The organism is Pseudonocardia xinjiangensis (assembly GCF_012911925.1).
Taxonomy (GTDB): domain Bacteria; phylum Actinomycetota; class Actinomycetes; order Mycobacteriales; family Pseudonocardiaceae; genus Pseudonocardia; species Pseudonocardia xinjiangensis.
On the sequence record NZ_JAAXKY010000173.1, the window covers coordinates 1 to 13934 of the forward strand.

General features: G+C 72.5%; 18 protein-coding genes. 6 read left to right on the plus strand and 12 right to left on the minus strand.

Annotated elements, in window-relative coordinates; translation table 11 throughout:
- Both HF577_RS32550 and HF577_RS32555 read left to right on the plus strand, forming a co-directional pair.
- The coding region (locus HF577_RS32550) for a 6-phosphogluconolactonase (RefSeq protein WP_211175193.1) at positions 1-221 on the plus strand (221 nt) is incomplete at its 5' end.
- An 18-nt stretch (positions 222-239) separates the two neighbouring features.
- Positions 240-674 (plus strand): hypothetical protein, encoded by a 435-nt coding sequence (locus HF577_RS32555; protein WP_211175194.1) that lies wholly within the window; start codon positions 240-242, stop codon positions 672-674.
- Between the two features lie 34 nt (positions 675-708).
- Here the strand turns inward: HF577_RS32555 and HF577_RS32560 are convergent, their stop codons facing one another.
- A complete protein-coding gene (locus HF577_RS32560; RefSeq protein WP_169399839.1) occupies positions 709-1206 on the minus strand; it encodes an Lrp/AsnC family transcriptional regulator in 498 nt (165 codons plus the stop codon).
- A 135-nt stretch (positions 1207-1341) separates the two neighbouring features.
- Here HF577_RS32560 and HF577_RS32565 point away from each other — a divergent pair, with 135 nt between their 5' ends.
- Both HF577_RS32565 and HF577_RS32570 read left to right on the plus strand, forming a co-directional pair.
- Positions 1342-1755: a rhodanese-like domain-containing protein gene (locus HF577_RS32565; protein ID WP_169399840.1), complete on the plus strand. Its 414-nt coding sequence runs from the start codon at positions 1342-1344 to the stop codon at positions 1753-1755.
- A gap of 176 nt (positions 1756-1931) precedes the next feature.
- Complete coding sequence (locus tag HF577_RS32570) at positions 1932-2642, plus strand: hypothetical protein (protein ID WP_169399841.1); 711 nt, start codon at positions 1932-1934, stop codon at positions 2640-2642.
- 39 nt (positions 2643-2681) lie between these two features.
- On the opposite strand, the gene HF577_RS32575 is transcribed toward HF577_RS32570, so the two are convergent.
- Positions 2682-3950, minus strand: a complete 1269-nt coding sequence (locus HF577_RS32575) for a TrpB-like pyridoxal phosphate-dependent enzyme (RefSeq protein ID WP_407692263.1) — start codon at positions 3948-3950, stop codon at positions 2682-2684.
- 116 nt (positions 3951-4066) lie between these two features.
- Here HF577_RS32575 and HF577_RS32580 point away from each other — a divergent pair, with 116 nt between their 5' ends.
- Together HF577_RS32580 and HF577_RS32585 are read left to right on the plus strand one after the other, a co-directional pair.
- Entirely contained in the window at positions 4067-4558 is a 492-nt protein-coding gene (locus tag HF577_RS32580) for a glutathione peroxidase (protein ID WP_169399843.1), read from the plus strand.
- A 45-nt stretch (positions 4559-4603) separates the two neighbouring features.
- Positions 4604-5212, plus strand: coding sequence for a hypothetical protein (locus tag HF577_RS32585; protein WP_169399844.1), 609 nt, complete (start codon positions 4604-4606; stop codon positions 5210-5212).
- A gap of 31 nt (positions 5213-5243) precedes the next feature.
- On the opposite strand, the gene HF577_RS32590 is transcribed toward HF577_RS32585, so the two are convergent.
- The 10 genes from HF577_RS32590 to HF577_RS32635 form a co-directional block, all read right to left on the minus strand.
- The gene (locus HF577_RS32590; RefSeq protein ID WP_169399845.1) at positions 5244-5585 is read right to left on the minus strand and encodes an RNA polymerase-binding protein RbpA; all 342 of its coding nucleotides are present in this window, start codon (positions 5583-5585) and stop codon (positions 5244-5246) included.
- Positions 5586-5597: 12 nt separating this feature from the next.
- Complete coding sequence (gene secG, locus HF577_RS32595) at positions 5598-5834, minus strand: preprotein translocase subunit SecG (RefSeq protein WP_169399846.1); 237 nt, start codon at positions 5832-5834, stop codon at positions 5598-5600.
- Positions 5835-6053: 219 nt separating this feature from the next.
- Positions 6054-6878: a triose-phosphate isomerase gene (gene tpiA, locus HF577_RS32600; protein WP_169399847.1), complete on the minus strand. Its 825-nt coding sequence runs from the start codon at positions 6876-6878 to the stop codon at positions 6054-6056.
- Positions 6879-8084: a phosphoglycerate kinase gene (locus HF577_RS32605; RefSeq protein WP_169399848.1), complete on the minus strand. Its 1206-nt coding sequence runs from the start codon at positions 8082-8084 to the stop codon at positions 6879-6881.
- Positions 8081-9097, minus strand: a complete 1017-nt coding sequence (gap, locus tag HF577_RS32610; protein ID WP_169399849.1) for a type I glyceraldehyde-3-phosphate dehydrogenase — start codon at positions 9095-9097, stop codon at positions 8081-8083. The genes HF577_RS32605 and gap overlap by 4 nt, the downstream gene beginning before the upstream one ends.
- Positions 9098-9165: 68 nt before the next feature.
- Entirely contained in the window at positions 9166-10158 is a 993-nt protein-coding gene (locus tag HF577_RS32615; protein WP_169399854.1) for an alpha/beta fold hydrolase, read from the minus strand.
- 87 nt (positions 10159-10245) lie between these two features.
- Positions 10246-11229, minus strand: a complete 984-nt coding sequence (gene whiA / locus HF577_RS32620; protein ID WP_169399850.1) for a DNA-binding protein WhiA — start codon at positions 11227-11229, stop codon at positions 10246-10248.
- 43 nt (positions 11230-11272) lie between these two features.
- Positions 11273-12298 carry a gluconeogenesis factor YvcK family protein gene (locus tag HF577_RS32625; RefSeq protein ID WP_312859536.1) on the minus strand — a complete coding sequence of 342 codons (1026 nt, stop codon included), beginning with the start codon at positions 12296-12298 and terminating at the stop codon, positions 11273-11275.
- A gap of 68 nt (positions 12299-12366) precedes the next feature.
- Positions 12367-13257 (minus strand): RNase adapter RapZ, encoded by an 891-nt coding sequence (gene rapZ / locus HF577_RS32630; RefSeq protein WP_169399852.1) that lies wholly within the window; start codon positions 13255-13257, stop codon positions 12367-12369.
- On the minus strand, positions 13254-13934 hold a 681-nt coding region (locus HF577_RS32635; protein WP_246267742.1), incomplete at its 5' end, for a helix-hairpin-helix domain-containing protein. The genes HF577_RS32635 and rapZ, both read right to left, overlap by 4 nt.

Genomic DNA, 13934 nt, shown 5'->3' on the forward strand with positions numbered 1-13934 from the left:
CCCGCGTCTCGCTCACACTCCCAGCGATCCGGCGCGCCGCCGAGGTCTGGATCATGACCACCGGCGAGGCTAAGGCCGCGGCGGTGGCGATGGCGCTCGGTGGTGCGGGCGAGGTCGCGATCCCGGTGGCCGGAGCGCGGGGACGGCGGCGCACGCTGTTCCTGCTCGACCGCGCGGCCGCGTCGAAGCTCCCCCGGGACCTGGTGCCGCCGATCGCGTGACCGGCACGCGCCGGTTCCGTGCGCACCCCGGAGGTGCCCGTGTTCCACGTGATCGTCGACGGTGCGAACGTCGTGGGCTCGCGCCCGGACGGCTGGTGGCGCGATCGGCCCGGTGCCGCGCGCAGGCTCGCCGGGAAGCTGTCGGCCGCGCTCACCGCCGGTCCGGCCCTGCTGGCCCAGGGGCTGGGCCGGGAGGCCGCCGACGAGGACGTGCGGGTGCATCTCGTGCTGGAGGGTGCCGCGGCGCAGGTCGAGGACCTGCCCACCCATCCGCTGCTGGACGTCGTACACGCGCCGGCCGACGGTGACTCGGCGATCGCGGCGCTGGCCGCCGATCTCGCCGTCGAGCCGGTGCTCGTGGTGACGGCCGACCGGGGGCTGCGTGCCCGGGTGCGCTCCACCGGCGCGGGAACCGTCGGTCCGGAGATGCTGCTGCGCACGCTGCCCGGCTGACCGCGCTCCGCGGCTAGGGGGTGTCCTACCCCGCTCAGGCCTTCCGACGTGACGCCCGCGTGGCAGCGGCGCTGTTGCCCACCGCGGTTCCCACCACGGACCGGCGCGGCAGCGGGCTGGAGTACACGACGCTCGTCGTCACGGCACCGAGGGCGGAGATGCGCCCGGTGACCTCCTCGAGGTGGCGCATCGACCGGCTGCGGACCGTCAGCACGAAGCAGTCCTCACCCGTGACGTGGTGGGCTTCGGTGATCTCCGGGGTGGTGGCGAGCAGGTCCCGGAACGGCTTGTAGTTCCCGTGCGGGTAGCGCAGCCGCACCAGCGCGGTGATCAGCAGCCCGAGCTTCTCCGGGTTCACCTCGGCGGTGTAGCCGGTGATCACCCCGGACTCCTCCAGCCTGCGCACCCGTTCGGTGACGGCACTGGCCGAGAGCCCCACGAGGCGGCCCAGATCGGCATAGCTCGCCCGGCCGTCACGCTGCAGCGCTTCCAGCACGCGCCAGTCCACCTCGTCGAGGGATTCCACGGCCACCCTGCGACGGTACCGTCCGTTTCGTCCGGAGAACCCGTAGGGTCGATTTCGTTGCCGGGGAAACACCGGTGAATTCCGTGCTTGACCGTGGTTCGCCCATTCACCAGAGGGTGCGCGGTGCCTACCGTCCCGGTCATGAGCATCGATCACGTGGCGTTCTTCACCGCGCGCCTGACGTTCCAGACCGATGTGGCCGACGTGCAGGCCGCGCTCGCCACGGATCACCCCGGCTTCGTGCTCGTCGACTCCCGGGGCGCTCCCGCGTGGGACCAGGGCCGGATCCCGGGCGCCGTGCACCTGCCCACCGACCTCGTCCCGGAGCGGGCGGCCCGGCTGCTCGACCCGGCCGTGCCGGTGGTGACGTACTGCTGGGGCCCCGGGTGCAACGGCGCCACGAGGGCGGCGCTCGCCCTCGCCCTCCTCGGGTACCGGGTGCGGGAGATGATCGGCGGCATCGAGTACTGGGTCCGGGAGGGCTTCCCGGTCGTCACGGATGCCGGTACGACCGCCGGGCCACCCGACCCGTTGACGGTGCCCTGTGGTTGCTGATCGGAGCCGCTGCCGGTGGCTGCCCGAACGGCCAGTGGACCTTGCCCCGGCGTCCCTTTCCTCTGCGGCTCGCCATACGTAGACAACTCTGAGAGCAATGACTTCGTGGAGGCCCGGCTGTGCATGCGCACCATCACGACCACAGGCTTGCCACCGGGCGGTCCGTACCCACGCCGGTGCCCACCACGCCCGTGACAGGACTGCAGGCCCTGCAGCGCAGCGCCGGCAACGCTGCCCTGTGCCGCTGGATCGGCGAGACGCGGAACCCCACGACGGTCCAGCGAAACTACGACTGGAAGAACACCCCGACCAAGAAGGCGCTGAAGGGCCAGAAGACGTTGGCGCCGAACGACCCGCTCGTCCACTCCCTGCACCACATCGTGCCGAAGTCGATGCTGGAGGACTTCGCCCACCTCCTCCATCCGGCGCAGATGGTGCAGGTCGTCAATGCTCTTCGCCCGCACGCTCCGACCGCGATCACCATGTCGACCGGGTCCTACACGCAGGCCGGCGTGCCGGCCGACGCCGTGGCGAAGGCGCTGAAGAACCTCCCGGCCAACTTCGTGCTCGGTCCCGACCCGAGAGCCAGAGCGGACGACCCCGGCGCGCAGCCGGACTACAACTACGCGGACGACGGTTCGATCACGCCACGCTCCGAAGAGCTGGGAAGGGTGTACGAGTTCATCCGCTCCAAGATCGCGAGTGGCGCGCAGGTGCCCACGACGGAACTGGTCGACGAGTTCATCACCCCGCTCGTCACCGCGTCCCGGCTGCACAACGCCCGCGCCCGGAGCGGTCCGATCGACCCGAACCGCGCCACCTGGTCAGGCGATCCGGCACAGGGGAACGCCCGGCGCATCGCTCCTCCCGGGTCCCTCCTGGACTGAGAGGACCCGGTGCTCGACACCGGAGAGGGCCGCCGCCGCTCACCCCTGCTCCTCCGGCAGCCTGCCGTGGAGGTGGTCGTCGTAGGCCGACAGGTCGAGGAAGCCGTGACCGGAGTAGTTGAAGAGGATCACCCGCTCCTCGCCGGTCTCCTTCGCGGCGAGCGCCTCGTCGATCGTGGCCCGGATGGCGTGCGCGCACTCCGGGGCGGCGATCCGGCCCTCGACGGTGGCGAACTGCACCGCGGCGTCGAACACCCGCCCCTGCGGGTAGGCGACCGCCTCCATGCGGCCGTCGCGGACCAGCGCGGAGATCAGCGGTGAGTCTCCGTGGTACCGCAGCCCGCCGGCATGGATGGACGGCGGCACGAAGTCGTGGCCCAGCGTGTACATCGGCAGCAGCGGGGTGAGTCCTGCCGTGTCGCCGAAGTCGTAGTCGAACCGCCCCTTCGTGAGCGTCGGGCACGACATCGGCTCGACGGCCAGCAGCCGGACACCGGGGTCGGGCACGAACGGGAACGCGACGCCGCCGAGGTTCGACCCTCCCCCGCAGGAGGCGATGACCACGTCGGGCAGCCGCTCCCCCGCGAGCTGCAACTGCTCCTTCGCCTCCAGGCCGATCACCGTCTGGTGCAGCAGCACGTGGTTGAGCACCGAGCCCAGCGCGTAGTGCGTGTCGGAACGGCCTGCGCAGTCGCGCACCGCGTCGGAGATGGCGGCACCGAGGGAGCCGGGATGGTCCGGGTCGTCCACCGGCGACGCGACGACGGAGCCGCCCCACGTCTCCATGGCGACCCGCCGGTAGGGCTTCTGGTCGAAGGACGCCCGCACCATGTAGACCTGCAGGTCCAGGTCGAACTGGGCGCAGGCGAAGGCGAGCGCGGTGCCCCACTGACCGGCTCCGGTCTCCGTGGTGAGCCGGGTGATGCCCTCCTGGGCGTTGTAGAACGCCTGCGGGACGGCGGTGTTCGGCTTGTGGCTCCCGGCGGGCGACACCGACTCGTCCTTGTAGTAGATCCGCGCCGGAGTGCCCAGCGCCCGCTCCAGACGCACGGCGCGGTGCAGGGGCGTCGGCCGCCACAGCCGGAGGATGTCGAGCACCTCCCCCGGCACGTCGATCCAGGGCTCCGCCGACACCTCCTGACCGATCAGCGCCGTCGGGAACAGCGGGGCGAGATCGTCGGGACCGACCGGTTCGCGCGTGCCGGGATGCAGCGGGGGCTGCGGCGGTTTCGGGAGGTGTGGGACCACGTTGAACCACGCGTCCGGAATGCGATCGAGGGGCAGCGTCCACCGGGTCATGTCCGTCAAGGCTAGTGCGGTGACCGGCGACGATGCCGGACCGACCCGGTGACCGGAACGACTGCCGGCGCAGCAGCGACGAGCGCCACGCCCGGGACGACCGCCGCGCTCGTAGGCTGGGGATCATGCCTCTGCTCGACACACCGATCGGCGCGCTCGCCGGCGGCCCCCTCGACCTCGACGCGCTGCGCGGACACGCGGTGCTCGTGGTCAACGTCGCCTCGCGGTGCGGGATGACGCCCCAGTACTCCGAGCTCGAAGAGCTCCAGCGCCGCTACAGCGACCGGGGCTTCACGGTGCTCGGCGTCCCGTGCAACCAGTTCGGCGGGCAGGAGCCGGGCACCGCCGAGGAGATCAGCACGTTCTGCTCCACCACCTACGGCGTCACGTTCCCGCTCACGGAGAAGGTCGAGGTCAACGGGCCGGACCGGCACCCGCTCTACCGCGAGCTCACCGCCACCCCCGACGGCGACGGCAGTGCGGGCGACGTGCAGTGGAACTTCGAGAAGTTCCTGGTCGGGGCGGACGGCACCGTGCTGCACCGCTTCCGGTCCCGCACCGCCCCCACCTCGCCCGAGGTCGTCTCGGCCATCGAGGCGGCGCTGCCGCAGAGCTGACCGGAGCGGCATGGCAAGGTTCGGGGCGTGGGGGACGATCGACGGGTGAGATGGTCGGCGGCGACCATCTCCCGCACCGTGGTGATGCTGACGGGCGCGCTGACCGGCGCCGCGCTGCTCGGAGGGTGCTCGCTCGGAGCCGACCCGGACCGGCCCGGGTCCGCGGCACCACCGTCGCCGCCTCCCGACCCGCCGGCCGCCTGCATGCTCGACACCGCGGCGCTGGCCACCGCCACAGGTCTCACGTGGACGCCCGACGCCACCACGGCGAGCGACACCCGGTGCGTGTACGACCCGGCCGCCGGCGCCCCCACCTCCGGTGTTCCGACGTCGGGTACGCCGACTGCCGGCACCACCGCCGCAGGCGACGATGCGGACGGCCCGGCTTTCGTGGCGGTCGATGTGGCGCCGACCGGCGCCACGGCGGCGAACGCGGCGCTCGACACGGCGGCCGCGGCGTGCCGACCGACGTCACGCTCGGAGGTGCCCACTGCAGGCGGCGGCTTCGTGTGCCGGTTCGAGGGCGGAAGCGTGTTCGCCGCCGCGGTGCGCGGCGGCCGGCTCGTCACCGTCTCGGCCTCGGCGGTGCCGGCCGGCACCACCACTGCTCAGCTCGTGACGGCGTTGCGCGAACAACTCGGGGCCCTCCGGTGACACCGGAAGGCCCCGAGATCGCGGACGGCTGTTACAGCTCGCGGGAGGCCCGCAGCCTGCCCAGCGCCTCTTCGAGGATCGCGGCCCCGTCGGCGTCGCTGCGCCGCTCCTTGACGTAGGCCAAGTGCGTCTTGTACGGCTCCGTGCGCGGCGGAGCGGGGGGGTTCTCGCCGTCGCGTCCGGCGGGAAGACCGCAGCGCGGGCAGTCCCAGGAGTCCGGGATGTCGGCCTCGGAGGCGAAGGACGGGGTGGTGATGTGCCCGTTCGAGCAGAAGTACGAGATACGCGAACGCGGCGCGGTCTCGCCCCGCTCCGACTCACCCATCGGACCGGCACCCACACGGGTGCCCCGGATCGCGTTGCCGCCAGCCATGGCCATACCTCCTCAGACCCCGAGCTTCACGAGCAGACCGGTACCGATGATGGCGATCACCCAGATCGCGCCCGTGAACAGGGTGAGGCGGTCGAGGTTCTTCTCCACCACGCTCGACCCCGAGAGGCTGGACTGCACGCCGCCACCGAACAGGCTCGACAGGCCACCTCCGCGACCCCGGTGGAGCAGGATCAACAACACCAGCACCACGCTGGAGATGATCAGTACGATCTGCAGGGCGAGTTGCATCCCATCCTCATTCTGTCGGGCGGACGGCCGGTGGTGGCGCGTCCCACCTCTCGGACCCCGAGGGTACCCGGGTCCGATCCGTAGTTCGTCCCGGGTCACACCCGGCACATACCTCGCAGGAGCGCCCGACCGCCCACCGACCGCAACCGACCGACTGCCGTAGGTCAGGTCGAGTCAGGTCAGGTCAGGGCACCGGCCGGGCCGCTCCCGCAGCCGGGGTCACGGCAGCGGGCCGCCCGCGGCGATCGCGCACAGCTGCGCGAACTCGTCGGCGTCCAGGCTCGCGCCGCCCACCAGCGCACCGTCCACGTCGCGTTCGGCCACGATCTCGCCGACGTTCTTCGCCTTGACCGAGCCGCCGTACAGCACCCGCACGCTCGCCGCGATGGCCTGGCCGTACTTCGCCGCCACCGCCTCCCGGATGGACGCGCAGACCTCCTGGGCGTCGGCAGCGCTCGCGACGCGGCCGGTGCCGATCGCCCACACCGGCTCGTAGGCGATCACGAGCGTCTGGGCGTGCTGGCTCTGCACCTTCTCCAGGGCCGCGGTGACCTGCCGCGTGCAGTGGGCGACGTGCTCCCCCGCCTCGCGGACCGCGAGCCCCTCTCCCACGCACAGGATCGGGACGATCCCGTGGCGGATCGCGGCGTGCACCTTGGCGTTGACGAGCGCGTCGTCCTCACCGTGGATCTCCCGGCGCTCGGAGTGCCCGACCACGACATAGCTGCAGCTGAGCTTCGCGAGCATCGCCCCGGACACGTCGCCGGTGTAGGCACCCGAGTCGTGCGGCGAGATGTCCTGGGCGCCGTGCACCATCAGCAGCTTGTCGCCGTCGATGAGCGTCTGGACGCTGCGGATGTCGGTGAACGGCGGCAGCACCGCCACCTCGACCTTGTCGTAGTACTTCTCCGGCAGCGCGAAGGCGAGCTTCTGCACCAGCGCGAGAGCCTCGAGGTGGTTGCAGTTCATCTTCCAGTTGCCGGCGATGAACGGCCTGCGCGGGGCAGGGCGCTCGTCGGTGCCCGGGCGACTCGGCGAGGCCATCTACTGCTCCAGAACCGCAAGGCCGGGGAGGGACTTGCCCTCCAGGTACTCCAGCGACGCGCCGCCGCCGGTCGAGATGTGGGAGAACCCGTCCTCGGGCAGCCCCAGCGCCCGCACCGCGGCCGCGGAGTCGCCGCCGCCCACCACGCTGAACGCCCCGTCACCCGCCGTCGCGTCGACGATCGCCTGCGCCACCCCTCGGGTGCCCTCGGCGAAGGGCGCGAGCTCGAACACGCCCATCGGGCCGTTCCAGAACACCGTGGACGCACCGTCGAGCACCTCACGGAACGAGGTGACCGAGTCGGGGCCGATGTCGAGCCCCTTCCAGCCGTCCGGGATGGCATCGACGGCGACCGTGCGCGTGGTGGCCTCGGCCGAGAAGTCGTCGGCCACCACCACGTCGGTCGGCAGGACGATCTTGCCCGACTCGAGGAGCTTGCGGCACGTCCCGATCTGGTCGCGCTCCAGGAGCGAGTCGCCGACGCCGTAACCGCTGGCGGCCAGGAACGTGTAGCACATCCCGCCCCCCACGAGCAGCGCGTCGACCTTCGGCAGCAACGCCTCGATGACCGCGAGCTTGTCGGAGACCTTCGAACCCCCGAGCACCACCACGTAGGGCCGCTTCGGCGTCTCGGTGAGCCTGCGCAGCACCTCGACCTCGGCGAGCACGAGATCACCGGCGTAGGCCGGGAGGTCGCGTGCCACGTCGTACACCGACGCCTGCTTGCGGTGCACCACGCCGAACCCGTCGGAGACGAACACGCCTTCGGGGCCGGCCAGCGCCGCGAGCTCACGGGCCAGCGACGCCCGCTCGTCGTCGTTCTTCGACGTCTCGCGCGAGTCGAACCGGATGTTCTCCAGCAGCGCGACGCCGCCCTCCGGGAGCGCGTCGACCGTGAACGTGGCCTCGTCACCGAGGTCGGCCAGCGGCACCTGCATGCCGAGGAGCTCGCCGAGCCGTTCGGCGACGGGTCCCAGCGAGAGCGCCGGCTCGGGCCCGCCCTTCGGCCGCCCGAGGTGGGCGACGACCACGATCCGGGTGCCGGTCTCGCTCAGCCGCCGCAGCGTGGGCACCGAGGCCCGGATCCGGCCGTCGTCGGTGATCCTCGAACCGTCGAGGGGCACGTTCAGGTCGGCACGGACGAGCACCCGGGTGCCGAACAGGTCCTCGTTCAACGAGGCGACGAGGTCGTCCAGGGTCTTCACAGCTTCGACGCCACCAGGCCCGTGATGTCGACGAGACGGTTGGAGTAGCCCCACTCGTTGTCGTACCAGCCGAAGACCTTGACCTGGTTGCCGATGACCTTGGTGAGGGGCGCGTCGTAGATGCAGGACGCCGGGTCGGTGACGATGTCGGACGAGACGATCGGGTCGTCGCTGTAGCGCAGGAAGCCCTTGAGCGGGCCGCTCTCCGCAGCGGCCTTGTACGCCGCGTTGACCTCGTCGAGCGAGACCTCCCTGCGCAGGTCGACGGTGAGGTCGGTGATGGAGCCGGTGGGCACCGGGACACGCAGGGAGTAGCCGTCGAGCTTCCCGTTGAGGTGCGGCAGCACCAGGCCGATCGCCTTCGCGGCGCCGGTGGAGGTCGGCACGACGTTGATGGCGGCGGCACGGGCGCGGCGCTTGTCCTTGTGCGGGCCGTCCTGCAGGTTCTGGTCCTGCGTGTACGCGTGGATCGTGGTCATCAGACCCTTCTCGATCCCGAACGCGTCGTCGATCACCTTGGCCAGCGGCGCGAGGCAGTTGGTGGTGCAGGACGCGTTGGAGATGATGGTCTGCGAGCCGTCGTAGGCGTCGTCGTTCACGCCCATGACGACGGTGAGGTCCTCACCGGTGGCGGGCGCGGAGATGATCACCTTCTTGGCCCCGGCGTCGATGTGCTTGCTCGCCGCCTCGCGCTTGGTGAACAGCCCTGTCGACTCGATCACCACGTCGACGCCGAGGTCCTTCCACGGCAGCTCAGCGGGGTCGCGCACGGCGAGGCCCTTGAAGCCCTTGCCGTCGACGACGATCTCGTCGTCGGTGGAGGACACGTCGTAGGGCAGCCGGCCCAGGATCGAGTCGTACTTGAGCAACTGCGCCAGCGTGGCGTTGTCGGTGATGTCGTTGACCGCCACGATCTCGATATCGCTGGTGCCGGCGGCGCGCTGTGCGTCAACGGCTCGCCAGAAGTTGCGGCCGATCCGACCGAATCCGTTCACGCCTACCCGCACGGTCATGTGCGCGCCTCCTTCTCCGATGCCTGCTCAACCAGCCACAACTCTAGTGCCGCCGAAACGAGGTCCTCCTACCCGCCTCCGGGCGGCGAACCTCGTTTCCCCGACACTAGCGTCCGGATTCCCCACGAGTGGGGCCCGGGGCTGGATCGATTCACCGGGCTACAGCCTTCGACCCGGGGCCCCGCGCGGTCGGCGACGGCCCGCACCTCCCGGGCCACCCGCGGCCACACCCCGCTCGGCAGGTCGTGCCCGACGCCCGCGAGCACCACGAGCGTCGAGTCGCGGATCGCTCTCGCGGTGGCCCGTCCGGCGGCCGGGCGGCCGATCTGGTCGTCCTCGCCGTGCAGCACGAGGGCGGGGACCCGCAGGCCGGCCAGGCGGCCACCGCTCCACGTCACCCCGATCTGGCGGCTCTGGGCGCGGTTGTCGCGGATCCCGCTGACGCCGCAGGCCGCCAGCTCGCGTTCGGCCATCGCCCGCGCGGCCGGCTCGTCGAAGGGGTACCCGGGCGAGGCGATCGCCCTGGCCAGTGCGACTCCCGCGGCCACGTCCCCGTCGTGCCCCTCGGGGAAGCGCATCCGGGCCAGCCGGAACACGGTGCCGAACCGCAGGTACCGCAGCATCTGCAGCCGGCCGACGTCGCTCGGCAGCGCGCCCGAGCTCGTGAGGCTGCGGACCCGCCCGGGGCGGCGCAGGGCGATCCGCTGTGCCAGCAGGCCACCCATCGAGTGGCCGAACAGGTGCGCGGAGTCCCAGCCGAGGGCGTCCAGCACCGCGACGGCGTCGTCGGTCATGTCCTCCGACGAGTAGACCGGGCGACCGCCACCGGCCAGCGCCACGAACGGGTTGCGGACCGAGGTCTCCGGCAGCCTGCTGGACTCCCCCGCGTCACGGTGGTCGTAGGCCACGACGTGGAAACCCGCCCCCACCAGCGCGTGGGAGAAGCCGGGCGGCCACCAGAACCGGGAGGCTCCGAGCCCCATGACCAGCAGCAACGGGTCACCGCCCGCGCCGCCGAGATCCTCGTACGCGATCTCGACGTCGCCGTTGCGCGCGAACATCGCCACGTCGCCACCCCCTCCTCTGCGAACACTGTGTCCAGAGGAGGGTAAAGGACAGCGAACAGTGTTCGCAATGCGTGCGGGCTGTCAGGCCTCTTCCAGCATGTCCGCGGTGACGGCCGACTCGGTGTCGGGGATGCCCAGGTCGGCAGCGCGCTTGTCGGCCATGTGGAGGAGCCTGCGGATGCGGCCGGCCACCGCGTCCTTCGTCATCGGCGGCTCGGCCAGCTGACCGAGCTCCTCCAGCGACGCCTGCGTGTGCTCGGCGCGCAACCGGCCTGCGGCGAGCAGGTGCTGCGGCACGTCGTCGCCGAGGATCTCCAGCGCCCGCGCCACCCTGGCAGCAGCCGCGACCGCGGCCCTGGCCGAGCGGCGCAGGTTGGCGTCGTCGAAGTTGGCGAGCCGGTTGGCGGTGGCGCGGACCTCGCGGCGCATCCGCCGCTCCTCCCACGCCATCACGCTCTCGTGCGCGCCCATCCGCGTGAGCAGCGCGCCGATCGCGTCGCCGTCCCGGACCACCACCCGGTCGGCGCCACGGACCTCCCGCCACTTCGCGGTGACGCCGAGCCGGCGGGCGGCGCCGACCAGCGCCATCGCCGCCTCCTGCCCGGGGCAGGTGACCTCGAGCGCGGAGCTGCGCCCCGGCTCGGTGAGCGAGCCGTGCGCGAGGAACGCCCCCCGCCACGCGGCCTCCGCATCACAGAGACCACCGGAGACGACGGGCGGCGGCAGTCCCCGTACCGGACGGCCGCGGGCGTCGAGCAGGCCCGTCTGGCGCGCCAGGCCCTCCCCGTCGCGCACCACCCGCAGCACGTAACGGGCGCCCCGGCGCAGGCCGCCCGCGGTGATCACGTGGGCCTCGCAGGTGTGCCCGTACAGCTCGTGGATCTCCCGGCGCAGCCTGCGCGCCACCGAACCGGTGTCGACCTCCGCCTCGACGACGACCCGGCCGCCGACGATGTGCAGGCCACCGGCGAACCTCAGCAGCGCGGCCACCTCGGAGCGGCGGCAGCACGGCTTCGTGACGACGAGCCGGCTCAGCTCGTCCTTGACCGATGCGGTCATCGCCATCGGAACCTCCTGGCGGGATGGGACACGGGAGCGCAGGCCACGTTCACGTTCTCCTCCTTTCGGCGGCGCCCGGTGCCGACGGCACGCGCACCGCATCGGGCGAGCCCGGTTGCGACCCGATCTCGGCCAGGACGGCTCCGAGCGCGGATGCGAGCGCCACGGGGTCGTGGCGTGGCACCGCCGGATCAACGGCGGCGACCGGGGCCAGGTGGACCCGCCCGCCCGGGGAGAGCATCACCGCCGCCGCGCGGTGCAACCGGTCGGGCACCGGCACCGCGGCGACGTCGGCCACGACCGCGTCGACCCGCAGCTCCGGGGCGTGCTGGGAGAGTACGGCCAGATGCTGCTCCGGCGAGAACCCGGCGGTCTCCCCCGGCTCCGGCGCGAGGTTGAGCACGATGACCCGCCGGGCGCTGCTGGTGATGATCGCGTCCCGGAGCTCGGGCACCAGCAGGTGCGGCAGCACGCTGGTGAACCAGGAGCCGGGCCCGAGCAGCAGCACGTCAGCGGTGCGGACGGCCTCGACCGCCTCCGCACACGCCCGCGGCCGCTCCGGCCGCAACCAGACCTGGCGGACCCGGCCCGGAGTGGACGCGACGGCCACCTGGCCGCGGATGCGGTGCGCCTGGGCCGGCTGCTCACCGAGCCCCGTGACCTCCGCCTCGATGTCCAGCGGGTCGCAGCTCATGGGCAGCACCCGTCCCCGCAGCCCGAGCAGGGCGCCCACCTCGTCGAGCGCGGCCACCGGGTCGCCCAGCACCTCCATGAGACCCGCGAGCAGCAGGTTGCCCACGGCGTGCCCGGCCAGTGCACCGGTGCCGCCGAAGCGGTGCTGCACGAGCGCCCCCCACCGGCGCCCGGCCGGCCCGTCGGCCGCCAGTGCGGCCAGCGCCATGCGCAGGTCACCGGGCGGCAGCACGCCCAGCTCGCGGCGCAGACGGCCGGAGGAGCCGCCGTCGTCGGCCACGGTGACCACGGCCGTCACGCGGTCGGCGAGCGTGCCGCTGCCGGCCAGGAGCCGCAACGCCGACAGGGTGGCGTGCAGGCCGTGACCCCCGCCGAGGGCCACGGCAGCCGGCCCGGCGGTGCCGGCCCCACTGGTCGACGCAGCGGTCGACGCGGTGGCCGACGCGGTGCTCACTCGCGCCCCAGGTCGCGGTGCGCGACGTTGACGGTGACACCCTCGGCGCCGTCGAGCCTGCGGGCGATCTCCTCGCTGATCGCGACGCTGCGGTGCTTGCCGCCGGTGCAGCCGATCGACACCGTCAGGTAGCGCTTGCCCTCGCGGCGGTAGCCGGCCCCGACGAGGCCCAGCAGCTCGAGGTAGCGGGTGATGAACTCGTCGGCGCCGTCCTGGCTCAGCACGTAGTCGCGGACCGGCTCGTCGCGGCCGGTCTGGTCGCGCAGCTCCGGGATCCAGAACGGGTTGGGCAGGAAGCGGACGTCCACAACCAGGTCCGAGTCCATCGGCAGACCGTACTTGTAGCCGAATGACACTAACGTGACACGCGTGACCTGCGCAGACTCCGTGCCGAACGCACGTTCGAGGGTGGCACGCAGCTGTGGGACGGCCACCGCGGAGGTGTCGACGACCAGGTCGGCGTTCTCCCGCAGGGGGCGCAGCAGCTCCCGCTCGGCGGCGATGCCGTCGACGAGCCTGCCGTCGCCCTGCAGCGGGTGACTGCGCCGCACCTGCTCGAACCGGCGCACCAGCACCGCGTCGGAGGCCTCCAGGAACAGCAGCCGGGGCTTGTAGCCGCGCGCGTCCAGGTCCTTGATCACCGCGCCGAGGTCGGCGGAGAACGCCCGGCTGCGGACGTCCATCACCACGGCGATGCGGGTGATCTCACCGCGGGCGCGGGCGCCGAGGTCGACCATCGTGGCGATCAGCTCGGGCGGCAGGTTGTCGACCACGAACCAGCCGAGGTCCTCCAGCACCTTCGCCGCGGTGCTGCGGCCCGCACCGGAGAGGCCACTGACCAGCGCCACCTCGATGCCGGCCCGCTCCGTCTGCACGGTCGACGTCACGACGCCGGCACCTCCGCCTCGGTTCGGTCCGCCACGTCGCCCGGCTCGTGCCGGTCGTCCGGGCCGGACGGGTCGCCCGGCTCGTGCCGGTCGGCCGGACCCGCCACAGCGGTCGGTTCGCGCCGGTCTGCCGGGCCGGCGGGGTCGGCCGGCTCGGGACGGCCGGACGGATCGGCCGGGTCGGCGGCGTGCAGCGCGGCCAGGACGGCCGCCGCGGTGCGCTGCCCGAAGCCGGGAAGCGCCGCGATGGCGTCGGCATCGGCCGCCTTGAGCTTGCGCAACGACCCGAAGTGCTTCAGCAGCGCGGCGCGGCGCGTGGGGCCCAGCCCGGGGATCGCGTCAAGCTCGGAGTTGATCATGCTCTTGGAGCGCCGCTGCCGGTGGTAGGTGATGGCGAAGCGGTGGGCCTCGTCGCGCACCCGCTGCAGCAGGTACAGACCCTCGCTGGTGCGCGACATGATCACCGGGTCGGGCTCGGCGGGCAGCCACACCTCCTCGAGGCGCTTGGCCAGCCCGCAGATCGCGACGTCGGTGACGCCGAGGTCGGCGAGCACGTCGGCGGCCGCCTCGACCTGGGGCTGGCCACCGTCGACCACCAGGAGGTTGGGCGGATAGGCGAACCGCCGCGGGCGTCCGGTGTCGGGGTCGATACCGGGACGCGCCGGGGAGGCCGGGGC

Coding starts and splice junctions, on each gene's coding strand:
- HF577_RS32615 (WP_169399854.1), bottom strand. CDS start 10,158: ATGTTCGCGCGCAACGGCGACGTCGAGATCGCGTACGAGGATCTCGGC.
- whiA (WP_169399850.1), bottom strand. CDS start 11,229: ATGGCGATGACCGCATCGGTCAAGGACGAGCTGAGCCGGCTCGTCGTC.
- HF577_RS32590 (WP_169399845.1), bottom strand. CDS start 5,585: ATGGCTGGCGGCAACGCGATCCGGGGCACCCGTGTGGGTGCCGGTCCG.
- tpiA (WP_169399847.1), bottom strand. CDS start 6,878: ATGGCCTCGCCGAGTCGCCCGGGCACCGACGAGCGCCCTGCCCCGCGC.
- HF577_RS32580 (WP_169399843.1), top strand. CDS start 4,067: ATGCCTCTGCTCGACACACCGATCGGCGCGCTCGCCGGCGGCCCCCTC.
- secG (WP_169399846.1), bottom strand. CDS start 5,834: ATGCAACTCGCCCTGCAGATCGTACTGATCATCTCCAGCGTGGTGCTG.
- HF577_RS32565 (WP_169399840.1), top strand. CDS start 1,342: ATGAGCATCGATCACGTGGCGTTCTTCACCGCGCGCCTGACGTTCCAG.
- gap (WP_169399849.1), bottom strand. CDS start 9,097: ATGACCGTGCGGGTAGGCGTGAACGGATTCGGTCGGATCGGCCGCAAC.